Origin of the sequence: Mesorhizobium sp. LHD-90 (assembly GCF_030929505.1) — a bacterium.
GTDB lineage: Bacteria > Pseudomonadota > Alphaproteobacteria > Rhizobiales > Rhizobiaceae > Kumtagia.
This window is the reverse complement of record NZ_JAVFVV010000018.1, coordinates 66,435-88,085: the sequence shown is the minus strand read 5'-3', so window position 1 is coordinate 88,085 and position 21,651 is coordinate 66,435. Positions and strand designations below refer to the sequence as shown.

General features: G+C 65.8%; 18 protein-coding genes. 9 read left to right on the top strand and 9 right to left on the bottom strand.

Features of this window, described 5'->3' with window-relative positions; genetic code table 11:
• Positions 1-232: 232 nt before the first annotated feature.
• The 4 genes from RB623_RS22980 to RB623_RS22965 all read left to right on the top strand — a co-directional run bounded on the left by RB623_RS22980 (position 233) and on the right by RB623_RS22965 (position 3,746).
• A complete protein-coding gene (locus RB623_RS22980; RefSeq protein WP_308059341.1) occupies positions 233-577 on the top strand; it encodes a DUF2147 domain-containing protein in 345 nt (114 codons plus the stop codon).
• Between the two features lie 305 nt (positions 578-882).
• Complete coding sequence (locus RB623_RS22975) at positions 883-1,068, top strand: hypothetical protein (protein ID WP_308059340.1); 186 nt, start codon at positions 883-885, stop codon at positions 1,066-1,068.
• A gap of 97 nt (positions 1,069-1,165) precedes the next feature.
• A complete protein-coding gene (locus tag RB623_RS22970; RefSeq protein ID WP_308059339.1) occupies positions 1,166-2,668 on the top strand; it encodes an AMP nucleosidase in 1,503 nt (500 codons plus the stop codon).
• A 40-nt stretch (positions 2,669-2,708) separates the two neighbouring features.
• Positions 2,709-3,746 (top strand): endonuclease/exonuclease/phosphatase family protein, encoded by a 1,038-nt coding sequence (locus tag RB623_RS22965; RefSeq protein ID WP_308059338.1) that lies wholly within the window; start codon positions 2,709-2,711, stop codon positions 3,744-3,746.
• 251 nt (positions 3,747-3,997) lie between these two features.
• On the opposite strand, the gene RB623_RS22960 is transcribed toward RB623_RS22965, so the two are convergent.
• The 3 genes from RB623_RS22960 to RB623_RS22950 all read right to left on the bottom strand — a co-directional run bounded on the left by RB623_RS22960 (position 3,998) and on the right by RB623_RS22950 (position 7,628).
• Positions 3,998-4,591 (bottom strand): DUF922 domain-containing protein, encoded by a 594-nt coding sequence (locus RB623_RS22960; protein ID WP_308059336.1) that lies wholly within the window; start codon positions 4,589-4,591, stop codon positions 3,998-4,000.
• 89 nt (positions 4,592-4,680) lie between these two features.
• Positions 4,681-6,360, bottom strand: coding sequence for an electron transfer flavoprotein-ubiquinone oxidoreductase (locus RB623_RS22955; protein ID WP_308059335.1), 1,680 nt, complete (start codon positions 6,358-6,360; stop codon positions 4,681-4,683).
• Positions 6,361-6,785: 425 nt separating this feature from the next.
• Positions 6,786-7,628 carry a hypothetical protein gene (locus tag RB623_RS22950; RefSeq protein ID WP_308059334.1) on the bottom strand — a complete coding sequence of 281 codons (843 nt, stop codon included), beginning with the start codon at positions 7,626-7,628 and terminating at the stop codon, positions 6,786-6,788.
• Between the two features lie 510 nt (positions 7,629-8,138).
• Between RB623_RS22950 and RB623_RS22945 the strand changes: the two genes are divergently transcribed.
• Together RB623_RS22945 and RB623_RS22940 are read left to right on the top strand one after the other, a co-directional pair.
• The gene (locus RB623_RS22945) at positions 8,139-8,708 is read left to right on the top strand and encodes a hypothetical protein (protein WP_308059400.1); all 570 of its coding nucleotides are present in this window, start codon (positions 8,139-8,141) and stop codon (positions 8,706-8,708) included.
• Positions 8,709-8,743: 35 nt separating this feature from the next.
• Positions 8,744-9,640 carry a uracil-DNA glycosylase family protein gene (locus tag RB623_RS22940; RefSeq protein WP_308059333.1) on the top strand — a complete coding sequence of 299 codons (897 nt, stop codon included), beginning with the start codon at positions 8,744-8,746 and terminating at the stop codon, positions 9,638-9,640.
• Positions 9,641-9,835: 195 nt separating this feature from the next.
• Here RB623_RS22940 and RB623_RS22935 read toward each other — a convergent pair whose 3' ends face one another.
• Positions 9,836-10,231 (bottom strand): hypothetical protein, encoded by a 396-nt coding sequence (locus RB623_RS22935; RefSeq protein ID WP_308059332.1) that lies wholly within the window; start codon positions 10,229-10,231, stop codon positions 9,836-9,838.
• Positions 10,232-10,357: 126 nt separating this feature from the next.
• On the opposite strand from RB623_RS22935, the gene RB623_RS22930 reads away from it, so the two are divergent.
• Positions 10,358-11,176, top strand: coding sequence for a helix-turn-helix transcriptional regulator (locus RB623_RS22930; protein WP_308059331.1), 819 nt, complete (start codon positions 10,358-10,360; stop codon positions 11,174-11,176).
• 141 nt (positions 11,177-11,317) lie between these two features.
• Here RB623_RS22930 and RB623_RS22925 read toward each other — a convergent pair whose 3' ends face one another.
• Both RB623_RS22925 and RB623_RS22920 read right to left on the bottom strand, forming a co-directional pair.
• Positions 11,318-12,265 carry a DMT family transporter gene (locus tag RB623_RS22925; RefSeq protein ID WP_308059330.1) on the bottom strand — a complete coding sequence of 316 codons (948 nt, stop codon included), beginning with the start codon at positions 12,263-12,265 and terminating at the stop codon, positions 11,318-11,320.
• On the bottom strand, positions 12,262-14,568 hold the full coding sequence (locus tag RB623_RS22920; RefSeq protein ID WP_308059329.1) for a xanthine dehydrogenase family protein molybdopterin-binding subunit: 2,307 nt from the start codon (positions 14,566-14,568) through the stop codon (positions 12,262-12,264). Before RB623_RS22920 ends, RB623_RS22925 begins: the two co-directional genes overlap by 4 nt.
• A gap of 147 nt (positions 14,569-14,715) precedes the next feature.
• Between RB623_RS22920 and pepN the strand changes: the two genes are divergently transcribed.
• On the top strand, positions 14,716-17,355 hold the full coding sequence (pepN, locus tag RB623_RS22915) for an aminopeptidase N (RefSeq protein ID WP_308059328.1): 2,640 nt from the start codon (positions 14,716-14,718) through the stop codon (positions 17,353-17,355).
• Positions 17,356-17,365: 10 nt separating this feature from the next.
• On the opposite strand, the gene RB623_RS22910 is transcribed toward pepN, so the two are convergent.
• Positions 17,366-18,265: a DMT family transporter gene (locus RB623_RS22910; protein ID WP_308059327.1), complete on the bottom strand. Its 900-nt coding sequence runs from the start codon at positions 18,263-18,265 to the stop codon at positions 17,366-17,368.
• On the bottom strand, positions 18,262-18,453 hold the full coding sequence (locus RB623_RS22905; RefSeq protein ID WP_308059326.1) for a hypothetical protein: 192 nt from the start codon (positions 18,451-18,453) through the stop codon (positions 18,262-18,264). The genes RB623_RS22910 and RB623_RS22905 overlap by 4 nt, the downstream gene beginning before the upstream one ends.
• A gap of 249 nt (positions 18,454-18,702) precedes the next feature.
• Between RB623_RS22905 and RB623_RS22900 the strand changes: the two genes are divergently transcribed.
• Complete coding sequence (locus tag RB623_RS22900; RefSeq protein ID WP_308059325.1) at positions 18,703-21,024, top strand: ATP-binding protein; 2,322 nt, start codon at positions 18,703-18,705, stop codon at positions 21,022-21,024.
• Between the two features lie 198 nt (positions 21,025-21,222).
• On the opposite strand, the gene RB623_RS22895 is transcribed toward RB623_RS22900, so the two are convergent.
• Positions 21,223-21,633 (bottom strand): acid-shock protein, encoded by a 411-nt coding sequence (locus tag RB623_RS22895; RefSeq protein ID WP_308059324.1) that lies wholly within the window; start codon positions 21,631-21,633, stop codon positions 21,223-21,225.
• Between the last annotated feature and the right edge of the window lie 18 nt (positions 21,634-21,651).

The following is a 21,651-nucleotide window of genomic DNA, read 5'->3' as shown; positions in this document are numbered from 1 at the left end:
TTCACCCTATGGAATTCAACGCTTCCTTCACCACGAATTCGGTTCGTCTTCCGCTCATTCTTTTACGAACCCTCGATTTCAGCCCTCCCGCTAGGCCAAGGGGCGTCACGAACGCCGCCGAAAAATCAATCTCCTGCCGCTGCGGAACGGGCTTTCCGCTCTCCGCGCATTGGGCTAGCTTACGTTTGCGTAAGATGCCGGAACGCTGAACCGGACGACGAGGGAGGACAAAATGCTTCGCAGGATGACGATTGCCGCCGCGGCCCTGATCGGACTGGCCGGCGCGGCCCATGCCGACCCGATCGAGGGCAACTGGAAAACGCAGAGCGGCGAGACCGCGGCGATCGGCGACTGCGGCGGCGGTTTCTGCATCACGCTGAAGACCGGCAAATACAAGGGCAAAGGCATCGGCAAGATCTCGGCGCAGGGCGAAGGCAGCTATGCCGGCTCGATCACCGATCCGGCCACCGACAAGACCTATACCGGAAAAGCCTCTCTTAGCGGCTCCTCGATGAAGATGAAGGGCTGCGTGCTCGGCGGTCTTATCTGCCGCAGCCAGACGTGGACGAAGCTGTAAGCGAATAGCGAATAGCGAATAGCGAATAGCGAATAGCGAATAGCGAATAGCGAAGGTTGATGCGGCTTCGGCCACGTCAACGAAATTCTCCCTACTCGCTACTCCCTATTCGCTATTCGCTTTTTATGCTTCTCGCATGGCATCCGGCAGCGTCATGTCGCCGATGCCGATACACGGGCCGCACGCGGCGACACACGCTTCGAGTAAGCTGAACCTAAAATGAACGCGAACCTCAGGACGGGTTCAGCGTCGGCGATGCATTTTTCGGGGGCATCGAACGCAAACCAGGACCGAAAGCCAAGACCATGTCCCGCAAGCCCGCCAAGCTCCTCTCGCAGATGCTGCGCGCCTTGTTGTTCAGCGCGGTGCTGGCCGCCCCGGTCCTGGCGATGCCGGCTTTCGGCAGCGACGGCGGTTCGGTGATCGAGGCCCCGATGATGAAGAAGAAGGGCGCCGGCTTCGTCCTGCTGGTCAGCCTGCAGCGACGGTAGGCAGACGAACACGGAGGATTGGTCCTGCGTGGCGAATCTCTAGAAACACGCTGCGCCTCCCCCTCCCGGATGTCACATTGGCTCCCTATAATAGGTCATGGAAAAACGAATCTATCCCGAACCGAGCCAAAAAATAGTCTCTCCAGAGCCTTACGCGCGCCAGACCTTTTCCGATGCGCGCGAGGCTGTGGCGGCGCTCAAGAGCCTCTATGCGCGCAATACCGAGTTCCTGCGCTCTTCCTTCGCCGCGATCACACGTGACGGCGACCTGACCAGCCGCTACCGCTCCTACTATCCTGAGGTCGGCGTCACCACGCAGTCCTATTCACAGGTCGATTCCCGCCAGGCCTACGGTCATTTGTCGGCGCCAGGCCAGTTCACCACCACCATCACGCGGCCGGACCTGTTCGAGACCTACCTGGTCGAGCAATTGCAACTGATCATGCGCAATCATGGCGTACCGGTGGTGGTGTCGGAATCCGACACTCCGATCCCGCTGCATTTCGCCTTCATCGAAGGCACGCATGTCGACGGCTCCGTGGCCGAAAAATTGAAGCGGCCCATCCGCGACTTCTTCGACGTTCCCGACCTCGACGGCACGGACGACCTCATCGCCAACGGTACCTACGAGGCCATTCCGGGCGAGCCTCGGCCGCTGGCGCCGTTCACAGCCCAACGCATCGACTATTCGCTGCACCGCCTGCCGCATTACACGGCGACCACGCCGGACCATTTCCAGAACTTCGTCCTGTTCACCAACTACCAGTTCTACATCGACGAGTTCTGCGTCTATGCCCGCGACCTGATGGCGGAAGGCGGCGGCGGTTACACCCATTTCGTCGAGCCCGGCAACCTGATCACGCCTGCCGGCCACAGCGGCCCGGTCTCCGGTTCGACCCCGCCGCGCACGCCGCAGATGCCCGCCTATCATCTCAAGAAGCCGGGGCATGGCGGCATCACCATGGTCAATATCGGCGTCGGGCCCTCCAACGCCAAAACGATCACCGACCATGTCGCGGTGCTCAGGCCGCATGCCTGGCTGATGCTCGGACACTGCGCCGGGCTGCGCAACACCCAGGCGCTCGGTGACTACGTGCTGGCGCATGCCTATGTACGCGAGGACCACGTGCTCGACGCCGACCTGCCGGTGTGGGTGCCCATTCCCGCGCTGGCGGAGATCCAGGTGGCCTTGCAGGAGGCCGTCGCGGAAGTGACGGGGCTGGAGGGCTACGACCTCAAGCGCATCATGCGCACCGGCACGGTGGCGACCATCGACAACCGCAACTGGGAACTGCGCGAGCAGCGCGGGCCGGTGCGGCGGCTTTCGCAGTCGCGGGCGATCGCGCTGGACATGGAGTCGGCGACGATCGCTGCCAACGGCTTCCGGTTCCGCGTGCCCTACGGCACGCTGCTGTGCGTCTCCGACAAGCCGCTGCACGGCGAGCTGAAGCTGCCCGGCATGGCCAGCGACTTCTACAAGCGGCAGGTGTCGCAGCATCTCACTATCGGCATCCGCGCCCTCGAAAAACTGGCGGACATGCCGCTCGACCGGCTGCATTCGCGAAAGCTGCGCAGTTTCCTGGAGACGCCGTTCCAATGAGCCGGCGGCGCTTCCCGGCGCTGACCCGCCTCGGATAGACATGGGCGGCCTGTCGTTCCGGCGCTGGTTGGCCCCGTTGTCGGCGGCCTGCACGCTGCTCGTGGCTGCGCCTCTCGCCGCCGGGTTTTTCGGCCATCTTCATCCGGCGCTGGATTCCTTCGCGCATTTTCGCGCGCATCTGGCAATCCTGATGGGTCTGACCGCGCTGCCGCTGTTGGCGACGCGATATCTGAAGGTCGGCGCGCTGTTGGTATTGGCGGCGGTGCTTTCTTTCGCCACCACATCGGGGACAGTGCCGATCCCACGGCTCGGCATGCAATACGGATCGCTCTATCCTGTCGATCCGGAGCGGCCGGCCTTCAAGTTGATGCAGCTCAACCTGCGCTACGACAACGCGACGCCTGAACAGGTGCTGTCGATGATCGGCCGCGTGAAGCCGGACGTGCTGACGCTGGACGAGGTCTCGGACATGTGGGTGGAAAAGCTGAAGCTGATCCAGGCAGCCTATCCGTACCGCATCCAGTGCCCCTATCCGACCGGCCTGTTCGGCGTGGCGATCCTGTCGCGCCGGCCGTTCGCCGCCGGCACGACGCCGCATTGCGACGGGCGCGGCGCATTCGCGCTGGCGACGATCGACTTCGGCGGAAAGACGCTGGACGTCGCGGCACTGCATCTCGGCTGGCCGTGGCCCTATCCGCAATATTGGGAAGTCGGCGGGCTGACGCCCTTCTTCCGGGAAATCGGCAAGACCGCGATACTCGCCGGCGACCTCAACGCCGCGCCGTGGAGCCGGACACCAGCGCGCGTCGCGGAAGCGGGCGGGCTGACGCCGATGCCGTCGCCAGGCTCGACCTGGATGCGTCTCGGCGTGCCGGCCACCCTGTTCTACGCCGGCCTTCCGATCGACAATGTATTCGCCAAGGGCGACGTCGAGGTGCATTCGATCCGCACCCTCGATCCGGTCGGCTCGGACCATCTGCCGGTGCTGGTGGATTTCTCGCTAAGGCTGGATGCCGGCGGAGAACACCGGACCGACGTGGCTGCGGCCGGTCCCGAGAGCAGTTTGCACTCAGGTTGACTCATTCTGTTTCTCGTTTGGCGAGGCGATCCACGCGGAGGATGGCGCCGGTCGATGTGGTTCATCGGCCAAGTCCATCCGACAATGTGGGCGCCCGCCAAACGGAAACCCGAAGGGCCGGGCCGGTTCGGGCCAAATCCATCGGGCTCCGTCTTGTCCGGGCCACCAGCCCGGCCTGCGACAAAGCCCTCGACCTTGGCCCGAACCGTCGCCGGCAGAATGGGTCAACCTGAATGCAAACTGCTCTAACTCTATCTGCGGCGGATGAACCGATCGACGAGACGCTCCACCGGTCCGCCGGGCTGGTGTTCGAGCGCATCGAAGCGCTCCTGGCGGGCTTCGTAGTCGGCATAGGTCGCCTGGACGACACGCATCGCCTGCCGCTTCGCCTTCCAGCAGCGCGGATCGTCGTTTGCCTTGACGCGCAAAACGGCCTTGTAGGCGGCGTTGACCATCTGACGGGCAATTCGCCCATGCGTTTCCTCGTGCCTGCGCACGCCGGTCATGAAAACCTTCCACCGCGTCCGCAGACCGGCGGACGGTCTACCGGCGAGCGCCGGATAGCGGTAGTTCACGGACAAGGTCACGTCCGCGTCCTTCAGCTTACAGCGCCGGTCCGATACAGCCCAGGTCATTTCCCAGGCGACCGAGTATCTTGTCTGCGCAATGGCCCGCGCCAGGAAACCGTGGCGGGGGCCACGGCTTTCCATCGACTGCATCAGTTCCGCGCCGTTGTTGCCGCTGACGCGATAGGTTTCCACCTTGACGACCGACTTGACGGCGGCCTGCGCGCCTGTCGGCATCAGGCAACCGGCAATCAGCAGGGCATAAGCGATCTGCCGCACGACAGTCTCCGTGGTCACGCCGCCACTATGCGTAACAATCGGCTTCGAACCGGTAAACAGCAAACAGCGGCGCGGCGGGCGCGCATGGATCACATGCTCGTATAGACCGGCCCCTCGCCACCCTGCGGCGGCACCCAATTGATGTTCTGGTTCGGATCCTTGATGTCGCAGGTCTTGCAGTGGACGCAGTTCTGCGCGTTGATGACGAAGCGCACATCCTTGGCGTTCGGATCGGCCGCGGCATTGCCGTCGGCGTCGACCCACTCGTAAACGCCTGCCGGACAGTAGCGCGTCGACGGACCGGCGAAGACGTCGTGTTCCGACCTGACCTGAAGTTGCGGATCCTTGACCTGCAGGTGAACCGGCTGGTTTTCCTCATGGTTGGTGTTCGACAGGAACACCGAGGACAGCCGATCGAAGGTGAGCACGCCGTCCGCCTTCGGATAGTCGATCTTCTTGAAATTGGCTGCCGGCTCCAGGGTGGCGTAGTCGGCCTTGCCGTGCTTCAGCGTGCCGAAGGGCGAGAAGCCGAACAAGCTGTTCATCCACATGTCGAGCCCGCCCAGGCCGACGCCCACCAGCGTGCCGAAACGCGACCACAGCGGCTTGACGTTGCGGACCTTCTTCAGATCCTTGCCGATGTCGCTGCCGCGCCAGGCCGCCTCATAGGAAACCAGCTCGTCATTGGCGCGGCCATCCGCGATCGCAGCGGCGACATTGTCGGCCGCCAGCATGCCGGACAGCACAGCGTTGTGCGAGCCCTTGATGCGCGGCACGTTGACGAAGCCGGCGGCGCAGCCCATCAGCACGCCGCCCGGGAAGGAAAGCTTCGGCACCGACTGCCAGCCGCCCTCGGTGATGGCGCGCGCGCCGTAGCCGATCCGCTTGGCGCCCTCGAAGGTGCCGCGGATCGCCGGATGCGTCTTGAAACGCTGGAATTCCTCGAAGGGCGAGAGATACGGATTCTTGTAGTTCAGATGCATCACGAAGCCGACCGCCACCTGGTTGTCCTCGAGATGATAGAGGAACGAGCCGCCGCCGGTCTTCAGGTCGAGCGGCCAGCCGAAGGAATGCTGGACGAGCCCGAGCTTGTGGTTCTCAGGCTTGACTTGCCAGAGTTCCTTCAGGCCGATGCCGTATTTTCCCGGTTCGTGACCCTCGGAAAGGCCGAATTTGGCGATCAGCTTCTTGGCGAGCGAACCACGCGCGCCCTCGCCGATCAGCACGTATTTGCCAAGCAGCGCCATGCCCGGCGCGAAGGCCGGACCATGCGAGCCGTCGCGCTCGACGCCCATGTCGCCGGTGACGACGCCCTTCACCGCACCGTTGTCGTCATAGATCAGGTCGGCGGCGGCAAAACCCGGATAGATCTCGACGCCGAGCGCTTCGGCGTGACCCGCGAGCCAGCGGCAGACATTGCCGAGCGAGACGATGTAGTTGCCGTGATTGTTCATCAGCGGCGGCATCATGAAGTTCGGCAGCCGCACCGAGCCGGCCGGACCGAGGACGAGAAAATGGTCGTCGGTCACCGGCGTCTTGAACGGATGGTCGGTCTCGGAGCGCCAGTCCGGCAGCAGGCGGTTGATGCCGATCGGGTCGACCACGGCGCCGGAGAGGATGTGCGCGCCGACCTCGCCACCCTTTTCGAGCACGACGACGGAAAGCTCCGGGTTGATCTGCTTGAGCCGAATGGCCGCGGCGAGCCCCGCCGGCCCGGCGCCGACGATGACGACGTCAAACTCCATGCTCTCGCGTTCGATCTCGCTCATCCGCCCTCCGAACTGGCTACGCCCATAGGGCGCTTGCTGCTGAGGGCTGCATAGCGCATCCCTCGGCGGCGCGAAACCGCTGCTACGAAAAGGCAAGGCGGCAAAGTGACGCCGCAGGCATGGCCCGCGCAGGTTCCGCCAGCTCTGCCACCAGACCTAGGGTCTGTTGATATTCGAGTTTTGAGGGCCTGCAAATGACGCTTTTCTGCGCTTCCGATGCTCATGTACCCCCAACGTACACTGCGCTTCGGTTCTCGAAAAACGCCATTTTCGGCTCCTCAAAACCTGAATCTCAACAGACCCTAGCACGGTATTCACCGACAGCACGGATCGGCGCCACGCCCGGAATTTACCCCGTCTGGCCATTGAACTTGCGAAAAATGCCTGGCTTTTCGAGAACCGCCAACGCGGCCAGCCGCGCGCCGTCATGACGTGTCGGGAGTCTCCAGCGCGTAGACGGCCAGCGCATGGGCGTGCGCCAGAATCTCGTCGATCTCGCGGATGTTGCGGGGATGGATCGCGGTGGGGTCGTAGCGCGACAGCCGGCCGCCGGGCGGACGGCCGCGCCGCAGCGGCGAGAGGCGGCGGAAGCGGACCGCGCCGCGATCTTGTCCGCCCTGCCCGCCCGCGCCGCTGCCTTGCTTTTCCCGAGTGACGGCCGCGTCGCGGCGCGCCTTCCAGCGGGCGAACCGGTTTGCCTGGCCCGGCAGGTCGTCCAGCGCGCGGCCCAACGCCTCCAGCCGCTGGCCAAGCCGCGCGGCATCGACCGGATCGTCGGGCGATGGCGGCGGCGGCAGGGGGTGGTACGGTGCGCTGTCATCGAGCGACATGATGCGCGGCACGCTGCGTGCCGCCACATGACGGCGGCGGACGCGGAACGGATTTTTGAGCGGGTCGACCAGCGACAGGTTTTGGGTGCGCGGGCGGGCGGCTCGCAGCGCGGCGGCCTTCCTCGCCGCTTCGGCACGAGCAAAATCAGCGTGCGACATGGTGACGGCGATGCCGAGGCTGCGCAGCACGGCCTCGTTGGTTCCGGGTTTTGGCTTTCGCGGGCGAACCGGCGGCAAGGCCACGACGAGGCCGCGCGCCGCCGCGATGATCAGCCGCCGCGCCGCGGACTCGGCCGGCCGCAGCAGCTTGAGGATGGCGCGGTGGAGATGGCGGGGAAGCGTGGGGGCGCCGCCAGCCATCTCGGCCATGCCGACAAGCATGGCCAGCAAGCGCTTCAGCGCTTCCCAGTTCTTGTCGATCGCCGGACTTACCTCCATCGCCACCGCCTCCTCTCAGCACAGGCGACGAGTATGAGGCAGGTTTTTGGGAGGGGGATAAAAATCGTGTTGAACGGCGACGCAAGCGCCAGGCGGAGAAGGGGCGGGCTCGGCAAAAACAATGGTTTGGCGGCACCTATCGGCGTGCGGTCGGGGAAATATTCCTTGTCGCGGAAATTTTCATCCCCTTTTTCGGGATGTCATGTCTACGCTTTTCGAGACCCCTGGAGCGCTTCGTCACCGCTACGGCATGGATCCTGGGGTCTCCGCGACGGCCTTCGGCCTGCTCCGCGCCAGGATGACGAATGCAAGGGATTCACGGCTAATCGCCAACGTTGGAGACTGGCGGAAACAAAAAAGGGCCCCGGCGTTCCGGCGCGTGCGTCAGGAGCCATTCGAAATGCAATGTTCGGGACGCCAAATTTCCGTCATACTCGCCGCATGCCGCTTGTCAGCTTCCTGTGCTGCCTGTTGCCGCGACAGCGGATCGGCGGCGTCTTTGTCGCGGCGATGCTGGTTTCGGCGACAGCGTCCCCGAGCAGCGCGCAGCAAGGCGAGGCTGGCGAATGGAGGGCCGGCGCCTATTCCTTTTCCGACGAGATGGGCGGTTTCATCATCGAGTCGGTGACCGGCAGAGGAACACGCGACAATCCGATCGTGCTCACCGAAACCCTCAATTCGTCGTCGCCGGTGACCTTGGTGATCCGCTCGGTGTGGCCGATCCGGCCTTTCGATTCCGCCGCCTTCTACGACAACGGCATCCTCTACATGCGCATCGTCGCTCGCAACGGCAGCGGCCACGGCTGGGTGGAGTTCGAGTTCGAATTGCAGGAACTGCTGCACAAGGCGAGCGTGTTCGGCGACGGGCTTTCCTTCGACCAGCGCAGCCTGCGCAAGGACAACATCTCGTCCGACACGTTCGCAGAATTCAGCCGCGATTTCGAACCCTACGACAAGCTTTTGTTCCGGCACGGAAAAGTCGATCCCGGCAAGTCGGTCGGCTTCTCGTTCCTGATCACCGATTTCACGCCCAGGCCGACATTTTATCTGGTGCAGGACCCGCGCATCCCATCGACCTGACTTGCTTTCGCCCGAAGCGGAAAGCATGGTCGGGCATGGATCTTTCGCCGGACGAAACCGCGGCCGCGCTGCGCGGCCTGCTAGCCTTCTATGCCGAGGCCGGCGTCGACGAGGCGCTGGCCGACGAACCCGTCGACCGGTTTGCCGAGACGCTGGAGGCCAAGGCCCGGCGGGCGTCTTCCGCGACGCGCGCGGAGGCGCGGCCCGGCGGCGACCAGGGATCGCGCGAAGCCGAGCCGGGTCGCGCGGCTCCGCGAAAATCTTTCCTGCCCGAGGCGCCGCCCACGGCTGCGCCGCGCCCGCAGACGGCGGCCGTGCCGGACGGCGCGCAGGCGGCGCTGGCGCGAGAACTGGCGCGCTCGGCCGGCACGCTGGAGGAATTGCGACGGATCATGTTCGATTTCGACGGCTGCAACCTGAAGGCCACCGCCAAGAACCTCGTCTTCGCCGACGGCAACCCGGAAGCCGACCTCATGCTGGTCGGCGAGGCGCCGGGCCGCGACGAGGACATCGAGGGCCTGCCCTTCGTCGGCCGCTCGGGGCAGTTGCTCGACCGCATCCTGGCGGCGATCGACCGCGACCGGACATCGGCCTATATCGCCAACGTCATTCCGTGGCGGCCACCGGGCAACCGCGATCCCTCGCCGATGGAGACGGAAATCTGCCGACCCTTCATCGAGCGGCAGATCGAGCTTGCGGCGCCCAAAGTGCTGATCACGCTCGGCAACCCATCGACCAAGGCGCTGCTGCGCACCCAGGAGGGCATCACCAGGATGCGCGGCACGTGGCGGGAGCATGTCACGCCGGGCGGCGTCCGCATCCCGACCATGCCCACCCTGCATCCGGCCTACCTGCTGCGCAACCCGGCGCACAAGCGGCTGGCCTGGCGGGATTTTCTCGAAGTGCGGGCCCGGCTTGCGACGTTTTCCTGAGAGGCTGATTCAGATTGCGGCCCGCTTCCCTCCCTCTTGAGGGGAGGGTGGCCGCGAAGCGCGCCGGGTGGGGTCGCCGCGGCAAATCGCCAACGTCGCTTTGTGCCGGAGCGCTGCCGCTATGACCCCACCCGCCTCGCTTCGCTCGGCACCCTCCCCTCAAGGGGGAGGGAAGGCCGGCCGCGGCGTCCGCGCTCAGATCGCCACCGCCTGCGCGCGGCGCATCGCCATGAACTGCAACTCGGCGAAAAGACCGACCGCAGCGGCCTGGGCGATCACGAAGGCATAACCCAGCGGGGTCGGCGACACGGCTCCGGTGAACAGCAGGCCGATGCTGGCGGCGGCCCACAACGCGTTGATGCCGATCACGTCGACGAGCATCAGGCGCCCGACCGTCGCCCGGCGGGCGAGCGCGACCAGCAGGACGACGAAGGGGACGAGCACGACGCCGGCCCAGAACAGCAACGGCTCGGGCAGGCCAAGCAGCGGCGACAGCATTTTGGCACCGCCCATCATCAGGATGGCGGCGGCGCCAGACATTGCGGCGTCGAGCAAAAGGGCGTTGCGCAGGAAGGGTGTTACGGTGAGCATCGTTCGATCCTTTCGGTTGCACCGGCCTGTTCGCCGGAATGATCGAAGCATGCATGCGCCGTGGGAGCCCGGCGATTACGCCGGAGGTAATGGAATTGCGGCGACCGACCGCCTATCGTCGGAAGCATGAGCACCGCCCTCGCCTCACCCGGCCCGATCATCCGCGAATGGCGCGCCCGCCGGCGCATGAGCCAGCTCGACCTCGCCATGGAAGCGGAAATCTCGCAGCGGCACCTGAGCTTTGTCGAAAGCGGGCGGGCAAAACCGTCGCGCGAGATGGTGCTGCATCTGGCCGAGCGGCTGGAATTGCCGCTGCGCGAGACCAACCGCCTGCTGCTGGCCGCCGGCTACGCGCCGGGCTTCGTCGAGCGAAAGCTGGACGATCCGTCGATGGCGCCGGCGCTGGAGGCGGTCGAGCGCGTGCTTGCCGGCCACGATCCCAATCCGGCTGTCGCCGTCGACCGCCACTGGAACCTGGTGCGCGCCAATGCCGCGCTGGCGCCGTTCCTGGCCGACGTCGCCGACCCGGCGTTGCTCGCGCCGCCGGTCAACGTGCTGCGGCTCAGCCTGCACCCGCAAGGGGTCGCGCCGCGCATCGTCAATTTCATCGAATGGCGCGACCACATCGTCGAGCGGCTGCGGCGGCTGAACCAGGCGGTGGCCGATCCCGTGATCGTCGAACTCGAACGCGAGCTGCGCGGCTATGCGGTGCCGAAACGCACCGGTCCGCCCTCCACCACGGCCTATTCACCGATTGCGGTGCCGCTGAGGCTCCGGCTGGACGACACCGTGCTGTCCTTCATCTCGACGATCACCGTGTTCGGTACACCGCTCGACGTGACGCTGTCGGAGCTTGCCATTGAATCGTTCTTCCCGGCCGACCGGGCGACCGCCGAGGCGATGCGGGAACTGGCAGCACGGCGGGAAGCTGCCCCTCCCCCTTGAGGGGAGGGTCCGGCCGAAGGCCGGGGGAGGGGTCATAGCGGCAGCGCTCCGGCGCAAAGCGACGTTGGCGTTTGGCCGCGGCGACCCCACCCGGCCGCTTCGCGGCCACCCTCCCCTCAAGGGGGAGGGAAGGCCGGCGCTTCATTGCGGCGGGGTCGCTTCCTTCGCCGCCGCCCGCTCGATGCCGAGGCGGCGTTCGCGCAGGATGATGAAGAGGCCGGCGCCGACGACGATCAGGCCGCCGACCAGCATGTGCAGCGTCGGCACGTCGCCGAACACGACGTAACCCACCGCGATGGCGAGCAGCATGGAGGTGTATTCGAACGGCGCGACCACGGAGGCTTCCGCATGCCGGTACGCTTCCGTCATCAGCAGTTGCGCGACGCCGCCGCAGATTCCGGCGCCGACCAGCAGGGCGGCCTGATCCATGGTCAGCGCCTGCCAGCCGAACGGAATGGAGACCAGCGACAGCGCCGCCGCGGACAGCGAGAACCAGATGACGATGGTCGAGGTCTTTTCCGTGTGCACGAGGCTGCGGACGAGGATCATCGCCAGCGCGGAAGCGGTCGCGCCGCCAAGGGTGGCGATGGCGCCGAGCGCCTCGTCGCCGCCAAATGCCGCCGCCTCGCCGAACAGCGTCAGTTTCGGCCAGGAGACGATGAACACGCCGACCAGTCCGACGACGACCGCGCTCCAGCGATAGAAGCGGATGGTTTCGTGCAGGATGAGGGCGCTGAACACGACCACCAGCAGCGGCTGTGCGTAGTTGATGGTAACCGATTCCGGCAGAGGCAGGCGGGCGAGGCCGAAAAAACCCAGCGCCATGGAGGTGACGCCGACCAGCCCGCGCAGGAAATGGCTGACCGGGCGCTTCGTGTACAAGGCGCCCCTGAGGTCGCGATGCCACGCCAGGAACAGCATGATCGGCAGGATCGCGAAGAAGGAGCGGAAGAACACGACCTGCCCAGTCGGCACCGGCCCCGCCGCCTTGATCATGCTCGACATGGCGACGAAGACGGCGACCGAAACGATCTTGAAGGCGATGCCCGTCAGCGGGCTGTCGGGATGGGAGCGGCCCGGCTGCGTCACCGGGCCGTCGCCTCCCGGATCGCCGCCCAGATGCGCGACGGCGTCGTCGGCATCTCGATGTGGCCGATGCCATAGGCGCGCCACAGCGCATCGGTGACCGCGTTGAGCGTGGCGGGCGTAGAGCCGATGGTGCCGGCCTCGCCCGCGCCCTTGATGCCCATGGCATTGGTGGTCGAGGGCACGTTGCGCGTCTCGAAGCGGATGAACGGCACGTCGTCGGCGCGCGGCATGGCGTAATCCATGAAACTCGCAGTCAGAAGCTGGCCGTCCTCGCCGTAGACCGTGTCCTCGGTCAAGGCCTGGCCGATGCCCTGGACGATGCCGCCATGCACCTGGCCGGCGAGCAGGATCGGATTCACCGTCACGCCGAAATCGTCGACGACGACATAGTCGGTGAGTTCGGCGTGGCCGGTCGCGGGATCGATCTCGACCTCGCAGATATGGGTGCCGTTCGGATAGGTGCATTCGTCCTGGACGAACTCGCCGAAACCGGCGATGTCCTCCGGCTTCTTCGCCGCCTTCGCCAACGCCGGGAATCCCATCGACCTGTCGGTGCCGACGATGCGCGCCTCGCCGGCGACCAGTTCGATGTCGTCGGCGGACGCTTCGAGCTCGTCCGCCGCCAGCTTGCGCAGCTTGACGGCAAGGTCCTCGCCGGCGCGCGACGCCGAGACGCCGCCGAGCGGGATCGACCGCGAGCCGCCGGTGCCGCCGCCGCTGGCCAGCCGGTCGGTGTCGCCCTGGTGGACGATCACCTTGTCGACGTCGAGCCCGAGCTTTTCGGCGGCGATCTGCGCGTAGGCGGTCGCATGCCCCTGCCCGTTCGACTGCGTGCCGATGCGCAGCGTCACCGTGCCGTCCTGGTTGAGGTCGACATAGGCCGGCTCGGAACCCTCGAACGCGCAGGCCTCGATGTAGGTCGCCATGCCGATGCCGCGAATGAGCCCCTTGGCGCGCGATTCCTCCAGCCGCTTGTCAAATCCGTTCCAGTCGGCGCGCTCCATGGCGAGTCGCATATGGCCGTCAAACTCGCCGACGTCGTAGAGCCTTGCCGTCGCGGTGCGATAGGGGAACTGCTCCGGCCGGATGAAGTTGCGGCGCCTGATCTCCTCGCGCGGCAGCCCGAGTTCGCGGGCGCAGACGTCGACCAGCTTTTCCAGCAGGAACGCGGCCTCGGGCCGGCCCGCCCCGCGATAGGCGTCGACGGGAGCGGTGTTGGTGTAGACGCCGGTGATGGTAACGTCGAGCGCCTGGATGTCGTAGACGCCGGTCGACATGGAGGCGCCGATATAGGGCACGATCGGCCCGTATTGCGAGCAATAGGCGCCGAGATTGGCCAGGAATTTCACCCGCAGCCCGAGGAAGCGGCCGTTCTCGTCCATCGCCATCTCGGCGTCGACGACATTGTCGCGGCCCTGCGCGTCGGTCAGGAAGTGCTCGTTGCGGTCGCCGGTCCATTTCACCGGCTTGCCCAGCCGACGCGCCGCCTCCAGCACCAGCGCGTATTCGCGATAGACAAAGGATTTTGGCCCGAAGCCGCCGCCGACATCCGGGGTGATCACGCGGATCCTCGACTTGTCGACGCCAAAGACCTGCTCGGCAAGAATGTACTGCATGGAATGCACGCCCTGCGAGCCGCTGGTCAGTACCAGCCGGCCGGTCTCGTCGACCTCGCCGATCGCCGCTCGGGCCTCCATATAGTTGACGACCAGCCGGTTGTTGACGAAGGAGACGCTCGCCGTGCGGGCGGCCTTCGCAAAGGCCGCGTCGGTGGCGGCGCGGTCGCCCATCTCGTAGAGGAACGCCCGGTTGGCGCCGAGTTCGGGCCAGACCAGCGGGGTTTCGGGATCGAGCGCGGTCGCCGTCCGGCCCGCGGCCTCCTCGGCGTCGTAGTCAATCTCGATCATCTCGGCGGCGTCCTGTGCCAACGCCCGGCTGTCGGCAACCACGAAGGCGACTGCGTCGCCGACATGGTTGACGCGACCGCTGCACAGAATCGGGATGTCGCGGGTCGGAGCGCGCTTGCCGTCAGGCTGTTTCTGCATCACCCCCGACTTCAACGGCCCGAGATGCGCGACGTCAGCGCCGGTCAGAACCAGATGCACGCCCGGCGCGGCGCGGGCCGCTTCGGTCGATATGATGCGGAAACTTCCCTTGGCGACCGGGGAGCGCAGCACAACACCGTGCAACACGCCTTCCGGCGAAATGTCGTCGGTGTAGCGCCCCTTGCCGGTGATGAAGGACTGGTCCTCGAGACGCTTTACAGGCGCTCCCATCCCGAATTTGGGTGTGAAGACGGTCATGGCTGCTCCGGAAAATGATAGCGGGAAGGCACGCCTGGAGATAAGCGCTTGCGCAGTTTTGTCGAGGGGTCGTTTCGTGTAAAGAGCAACGCCCCGGAATTGTTGGGCCAGTTCGTCTGGTCCGCTGCGACCCAGGAAGGTTTTTCGATGCGCACTGACACCGGCCAGGTCTTCCGGCTCGAGGACTATCGCCCGAGCGACTACCTGATCCCGCGTACCGAGCTTTCCTTCGTGCTGTCGCCGGATGCAACGCAGGTGACGGCGACGCTGGCGATCCGCCGGCGCGACCAGCGAGCGCAGGCCGCTCCGCTGGTGCTCGACGGCGATGGGCTCGACCTGCGCGGTGCGTGGCTCGACGGCAAACCGTTACCGGAGGCCGATTATTCGGCGACTTCAGACAAGTTCATTCTGCACAGCCCGCCGGAGGAATTCTCGCTGACGCTGGAAACGGTGATCGTGCCGTCGAAGAACACGGCGCTGATGGGTCTCTACCGCTCCAACGGGGTCTACTGCACACAATGCGAGGCCGAAGGTTTTCGCCGTATCACCTATTTTCTCGACCGGCCCGACATCCTGTCGGTGTACACGGTCCGCGTCGAAGCGGACCGCAAGGAGGCACCGCTACTGCTCTCCAACGGCAATCCGGTCGAAAACGGTGATCTCGGTGGCGGCCGCCACTATGCCGTCTGGTACGATCCCTTCCCCAAACCGTCCTATCTTTTCGCGCTGGTTGCCGGCGACCTCGGCGTCGTCGCCGACCGCTTCGTCACGGCGTCCGGCCGCGAAGTGGCGCTCGGCATCTATGTCGAGCACGGCAAGCAGGCGCGCGCTGCCTATGCGATGGACGCGCTGAAGCGCTCCATGACATGGGACGAGGAGGTGTTCGGCCGCGAATACGACCTCGACGTCTTCAACATCGTCGCCGTATCCGACTTCAACATGGGTGCGATGGAGAACAAGGGCCTCAATATCTTCAACGACAAATATGTGCTGGCCGACGAGGAGACGGCCACCGACGCCGACTTCGCCAATATCGAGGCGGTGATCGCCCATGAATATTTCCACAATTGGACAGGCAACAGAATCACTTGCCGCGACTGGTTCCAGCTCTGTCTGAAGGAAGGTCTGACGGTCTACCGCGACCACGAATTCTCCGCCGACCAGCGCTCGCGCGCCGTCAAGCGCATCGCCGAGGTACGCACCTTGCGCGCCCACCAGTTCCCGGAGGACCAGGGACCGCTGGCGCATCCGGTGCGGCCGCGCCGCTATCGCGAGATCAACAATTTTTATACGGCGACCGTCTACGAAAAGGGCTCGGAAGTCGTACGCATGATCCGCACCATCCTCGGCGCCGAGGACTTCCGAAGGGGCATGGACCTCTATTTCGAACGGCACGACGGCGAGGCCGCGACGATCGAGGATTTCCTGAAAGCCTTCGAGGACGCTTCGGGCCACGATCTCACCCAGTTTGCGCTCTGGTATCATCAGGCCGGCACACCGAACGTGTCGGTGACCTCTTCGCATGATGCCATTGCAAAGACCTTGACGCTGCAGATCGAGCAATCCGTGCCGCCGACGCCGTCGGAAAGCCGCAAGCGGCTGATGCACATCCCGATCGCCTTCGGTCTGGTCGGTCCGGACGGGCGCGACATCGCCTATTCCGATGCCGACGGCGCCGCGGTGGAGAACGGCGTCATCCATCTGCGCAAGCGCAAGCATTCGGTGCGCTTTTCGGGCGTGGCGGAGCGTCCGGCCGTCTCGCTCAACCGCGGTTTTTCGGCGCCCGTCACCCTGTCGGTCGAGCAAAGGGCGGAAGACCAGTTCTTCCTCGCCCGCCACGACGGCGACGCGTTCTCGCGCTGGCAGGCCTTCAACACGGTGATGACGGAGGCGCTGATTGCCGCCTCACGGCGCATTCTGGACAACCGCGAGCCCGGTTTTTCACCGGCGATCGCCGAACTGGCGGGCGCCATCGCCGACGACGAAAGCCTTGAGGAAGCATTCCGGGCGCTGGCGTTGACGCCGCCGGGCGAGGCCGACATCGCACGCGAAATCGGCACCAACATCGATCCCGATGCCATCTTCGCGGCGCGCGAGGCGCTGCTGCGATTTGTAGCACGAGCCAACGCGGAACGCTTCCAGGGGGCCTATGGACACTTGGCCAAAACCGGCCCGTTCAGCCCCGACGCCGCCAGCGCCGGGCGGCGGGCGCTGCGCAACGTGCTGCTCGACCATCTTTCGACGCTGCCGGAGGGCGCCCGGATGGCGTCCGAACATTTTTTGTCGGCGACCAACATGACGGACCGCGCCGCGGCGCTGACCGTGCTTGCGCACCGCCATCCATCGACGCCGGAGGCCGGGAAGGCGCTCGCCGACTTCGAGAAGACGTTTGGCGAGGACGCGCTGGTCATGGACAAGTGGTTCGCCATCCAGGCGGCCGCGCCCGGCCCCCATGCGGTCGAGACGGTCAAGCGGCTTGCCCGGCATCCGGGCTTCTCGTTGGGGAATCCCAACCGGTTGCGTTCGCTGTTCGGCTCCTTCTTCAGCGGCAACCAGACCGGTTTCCACCGAGCCGACGGCGCGGGCTATACGCTGTTCGCCGACACGATCCTCGACATCGAAAAGCGCAATCCGCAGGTGGCGGCGCGGCTCGCCACCGGGCTTCGCTCGTGGCGCTCGCTGGAGCCCAAGCGGCAGGAACTGGCGCGCCAGGCGCTGGTGCGGATTGCCTCGACTACGGGGCTGTCTGCCGATCTCAGCGACATCATCGAGCGCACGCTGGCATAAAGCTTGTCGGTCACGCCGGCTCGCGCACCGGCGTCCGGGCAGCGCCAGCGGCCTTTGCCGCATTGGCAGCACCGATGCTCATATGGACGGCGACGGCGGCGAGCACGATCAGCCCGCCCACCAAAGTGCTGGCGCTGGGCGTCTCGCTGAAGGCCAGCCACACCCAAAGCGGCGCCAGCGGGGTCTCCAGAGCGCCGATCAGCGCCGTCTCGATCGCCGGCAGGAAGCGCGCGCCGAGGGTGAACAGCGCCAGGCCCAGCGCCGAGTTGACGATGCCAAAAAGGGCGAGCAGCAGCAGATCGTAGGCCGAGACCGCCAGCGGGTAGCCCAGCGGCCAGCAGGCAAGCCCGCTGAGCAGCGCCGACAGGCAGGCGGCAGGCATGATTGGAATGTCACGATAGCGCCGGGCGATCACCATGACCGCCGCCATGGCAAGCGTCATGCCGAAGGCCAGAACATCGCCAAGCAGCCCGCCCTCGACACCGAGCCCGACCATGATGGCCACGCCGACCAGCGCCGCGAGGCTGGCGAGCAGGGCGCTGGCCGCCGGCCGCTCGCGCATCACCAGCCAGCCGAGCGCGGCGGCCAGGAAGGGAGCCGTCGCGTAGATCACCGCGACGTGGGCGACCGTGGTATGCCGCAGCGCGGTGATGAAGAACACCATGCCGACCGCCGAGACGACGACAAAAAGCCAGCCTGGGCAGCCCATGCTCCACATGCCGCGCAACGATCCGCGCCGCCGCATGGCGACGATGACGACTGCGAGCCCGAGCGCACCGAACAGGCCGCGCCAGGCGAGCATGGTCCAGGTGTCGGCCGGGATCAGCCGGGTGAACAGGCCCGCCGTGCTCCAGGCGACCGCCGAGCCGGTTACCAGAATCAATCCAAGGCGATAGTCGGACGCGTTCATGTGATCTGTCCGGCCGGTTCGGGCGACTTCTTCCAGTCGCCGGTGGTGTTCCACCAGCGGTTGGGGTTGGCGCTGCCATGCACCGCGTCGATGATCCGGCCGGCATCCCGCAGCGTCGACTGCAACGTCAGCACGACCATGCGCTCCATGAACACCGAATGCGTTCCAGACCCCGCACGATCATGCATCGTCTCCTTGCCCCGCGGCAAGGAGAAGCTAGACGCAGCCTGCTGACAACAGCCTGTCAGCTATCGGGCAAGTCCGGCCGAATAGACACGGCCCGCTTGGGGAATCATTAGGAGAATTTTTACGCCGGCTTGACGCCGTTTCGGCAAAGGACACTGGACAAGGCGAATCACGTCTGATTCTTTAGGGCAGATTCGGGCGTGCGGCGTATCCGGATCGTCAGGGAAAATCGACAGCGGGAGCCAGTTCGGATGGCAAGGACGGGCGCGTGGGGCGCGACCGGTGGAACGGCTTTTGCCCGGCGCAGGCAGGCGCGGACGGAGGATGGAAGCGTGTTCGCAAAGCCGGCGTTCCGACGGCTGCTGGCCGCCGAGCCCGTGCTTCGGCGCTCCATCCCGGCGCTGATCGTGGTCTTCATGGTGGTGATCGCCGCGGCGCGCACGCTGTCGCTGTTTGCCCAGCATGACGAGATCGAACGCAACGCCCGCACCATACTGGCGCTGACCGCCGCCGAACTCGGCAGCGAGCTGATGGCTGCCCGCGACACCGGGGCGCCGGCGATGCGCGACCTGATCGAACGCACCGCGCATCGCGCGTCGCTCGGCGCCCGCCATGTGCTCGTCGTGATGGACGGCCGGTTCGGCGTCGTCGAGGCGACGCCATCCGGCGCGGCGTGGCAGGGCAAGCGGCTCGACGCCCTCGTCGACGGCGGGCAGCCGCTGTTCATGTTCGGCGAGCGCGCCGGCGTGGTGGAAGTGACGATCGACGGCCAGCCCTGGTTCGCCGCCATGGACCTGTCGGCCGGCGGCATGACCGCCGCCGCGCTGGTGCCGCTGGAGGCCGTGTTCGCGGAATGGACGAAGGCCGTGTCGCTCAACGTCACCCTGTTCGTGCTGACCGGCAGCATCTTGGTGATGGTGCTTTATGCCTACTTCCGGCAAGCGGGCCGCGCGCAGACCGCCGACCGCATCTATCGCGACGCGCACCAGCGCATCGACCTCGCGCTGATCCGCGGCCGCTGCGGCCTGTGGGACTGGGACATGGTGCGCGGCAAGATGTATTGGTCGCGATCCATGTACGAGATGCTGGGCTACCAGCCCTGCGAGGCGATGCTGTCCTTCGGCGACGTGCGCGACATCATCCACCAGGACGACGCAGACCTGTTCAAGCTCGCCGAGCGCATCGTAGCGCGCGAGATCGACAATATCGACCAGGTGTTTCGCATGCGCCATGCCGACGGCCACTGGGTGTGGGTGCGCGCCCGCGCGCAGGTGATCGACCCGGAGGCGCCCGACATCCAGTTGATCGGCATCGCCGTCGACGTCACCGAGCAGCGCCATCTCGCGGCGCGTTCGGAGGCCGCCGACCTCAGGCTGCGCACGGCGATCGAAAGCATCAGCGAATCCTTCGTGCTGTGGGACGCCGCCGGCCGGCTGGTGATGTGCAACACGAAATACCAGCAGGACAGCGGCCTTGCCGAGAAGGATCTTGTCCCCGGCGTACCGCGCGAGAAGCTGGAAGAGCGGATGACGGCCTTTGCCTCGGAGCGGCGCATGGCCAATCCCAACGGACCGCGCGGCGGCGCCACCTACGAGCGCCAGCTCGCCGACGGCCGCTGGCTGCAGGTCAACGAGTTGAAGACGCGCGACGGCGGCACAGTCTCCATCGGCACCGACATCACGCTGATCAAGCAGAACCAGGACAAGCTGGTGGACGGCGAGCGGCGGCTTATGGCCAATCTGCACGACCTCAGCCAGGCGCGGCGCAACGAGGAGGAGCGGACCCGCGAGCTCGAAGACTTGAACCGCAAGTACATCAGGGAGAAGGAGCGTGCCGAGGCGGCCAACCGCGCCAAGTCGGAATTTTTGGCCAACATGTCGCACGAGTTGCGCACGCCGCTCAACGCCATCATCGGCTTCTCGGAGCTGATGGGCAACAGGCTGTTCGGCCCGCTGGGTTCGGCCCGTTACGAGGAATATACCAGCGACATCCACAGCAGCGGAAAACACCTGCTCGGCGTCATCAACGACATCCTCGACATGTCGAAGATCGAGGCCGGCCAGTTCTCCATGGACCGCGAGGAGATCGACCTCAACCCGCTGATCAGCGAGACGGTCAGGGTGATATCGCTGCAAGCGGCGCAGAAATCCATAGCCGTCGAGACCAAGATCGCCGAGGCGATGACGCTTTATGCCGACCGCCGGGCGATCAAGCAGATCGTCATCAACCTTCTCTCCAACGCCGTGAAATTCACCGGCGAGGGCGGCCATATCCTGGTGCGGGCGCGAAAAGTGTCGGGCGCCATGATGCTGTCGATCGAGGACAATGGCTGCGGCATTCCGAAGAGCGCGCTGAGCAAGCTCGGCCGGCCGTTCGAGCAGGTGCAGAACCAGTTCTCGAAGAGCCACGCCGGCTCGGGGCTCGGCCTCGCCATTTCGCGCTCGCTCGCCGAACTGCATGGCGGCGCGCTGAAGATCAGGTCTCGCGAAGGCATCGGCACGATAGTGTCAGTGCGCATCCCGGCGCGAAAGGGCCCGCCGCCCGCGCAGTTCTTGCAGGAAGCGGCGGAGTAGCGCCACTAACCCTCCCCCTTGAGGGGAGGGTCGATGAGCGGTCGAAGCGAAGCGGAGATCGCGAGGCGGGGTGGGGTCGCTTCAGGTTGGAGCACCTCATCAGCGCCCCCTCCCCGCTTCAAAAACCTCGCGTTCCGCTCGGTTTTCTGCGCGATCCTGCCCTCGACGGGGAGCATTACCGACGCGCGCCCGAAACGGTCAGTGGCGCTTGCCCCAGCCGCGCTTCGGCATTTCCTCCGGCACGATCTTGCCGTCGTCATTGCGGTCCATCAGCGCGAACATCTTCTTCTGCCGCGACTCGATCTCGGTCGCCGTCAGCATGCCGTCGCCATCCGTGTCGAAGCGCTGCACGATGCGGCGCGCCATGCGTTCGGCCCGCATCCGCTCGATCTCGGAAGCGATCTCGGCCACGGTCATCTTGCCGTCGCCGTCCGTGTCGGCATTGCCGATGCGGTTCTTCATCGCAGCGGCGAATTCTTCGAACGTAACGTCGCCGCTCGAGTCCGCGTCGGCCCGCTCGAAACGCATGTTGCCGCCCATGCGGCCCTTTTCCCGGTCCGCGGCGAAAGCAGAAGTTCCAGCGCTGGTCGCCACCGCGAGAAAAGCCATTGCGAGTCTTGTCGATGT

Bases quoted from the DNA above. Each gene is read 5' to 3' on its own strand.
- RB623_RS22905 (WP_308059326.1), bottom strand. From the start codon at position 18,453: ATGCATGATCGTGCGGGGTCTGGAACGCATTCGGTGTTCATGGAGCGC.
- RB623_RS22980 (WP_308059341.1), top strand. From the start codon at position 233: ATGCTTCGCAGGATGACGATTGCCGCCGCGGCCCTGATCGGACTGGCC.
- RB623_RS22965 (WP_308059338.1), top strand. From the start codon at position 2,709: ATGGGCGGCCTGTCGTTCCGGCGCTGGTTGGCCCCGTTGTCGGCGGCC.
- RB623_RS22975 (WP_308059340.1), top strand. From the start codon at position 883: ATGTCCCGCAAGCCCGCCAAGCTCCTCTCGCAGATGCTGCGCGCCTTG.
- RB623_RS22955 (WP_308059335.1), bottom strand. From the start codon at position 6,360: ATGAGCGAGATCGAACGCGAGAGCATGGAGTTTGACGTCGTCATCGTC.
- RB623_RS22945 (WP_308059400.1), top strand. From the start codon at position 8,139: ATGCTGGTTTCGGCGACAGCGTCCCCGAGCAGCGCGCAGCAAGGCGAG.
- RB623_RS22895 (WP_308059324.1), bottom strand. From the start codon at position 21,633: ATGGCTTTTCTCGCGGTGGCGACCAGCGCTGGAACTTCTGCTTTCGCC.
- RB623_RS22940 (WP_308059333.1), top strand. From the start codon at position 8,744: ATGGATCTTTCGCCGGACGAAACCGCGGCCGCGCTGCGCGGCCTGCTA.
- RB623_RS22910 (WP_308059327.1), bottom strand. From the start codon at position 18,265: ATGAACGCGTCCGACTATCGCCTTGGATTGATTCTGGTAACCGGCTCG.
- RB623_RS22970 (WP_308059339.1), top strand. From the start codon at position 1,166: ATGGAAAAACGAATCTATCCCGAACCGAGCCAAAAAATAGTCTCTCCA.
- RB623_RS22900 (WP_308059325.1), top strand. From the start codon at position 18,703: ATGGCAAGGACGGGCGCGTGGGGCGCGACCGGTGGAACGGCTTTTGCC.
- RB623_RS22920 (WP_308059329.1), bottom strand. From the start codon at position 14,568: ATGACCGTCTTCACACCCAAATTCGGGATGGGAGCGCCTGTAAAGCGT.
- pepN (WP_308059328.1), top strand. From the start codon at position 14,716: ATGCGCACTGACACCGGCCAGGTCTTCCGGCTCGAGGACTATCGCCCG.
- RB623_RS22930 (WP_308059331.1), top strand. From the start codon at position 10,358: ATGAGCACCGCCCTCGCCTCACCCGGCCCGATCATCCGCGAATGGCGC.
- RB623_RS22935 (WP_308059332.1), bottom strand. From the start codon at position 10,231: ATGCTCACCGTAACACCCTTCCTGCGCAACGCCCTTTTGCTCGACGCC.
- RB623_RS22950 (WP_308059334.1), bottom strand. From the start codon at position 7,628: ATGGAGGTAAGTCCGGCGATCGACAAGAACTGGGAAGCGCTGAAGCGC.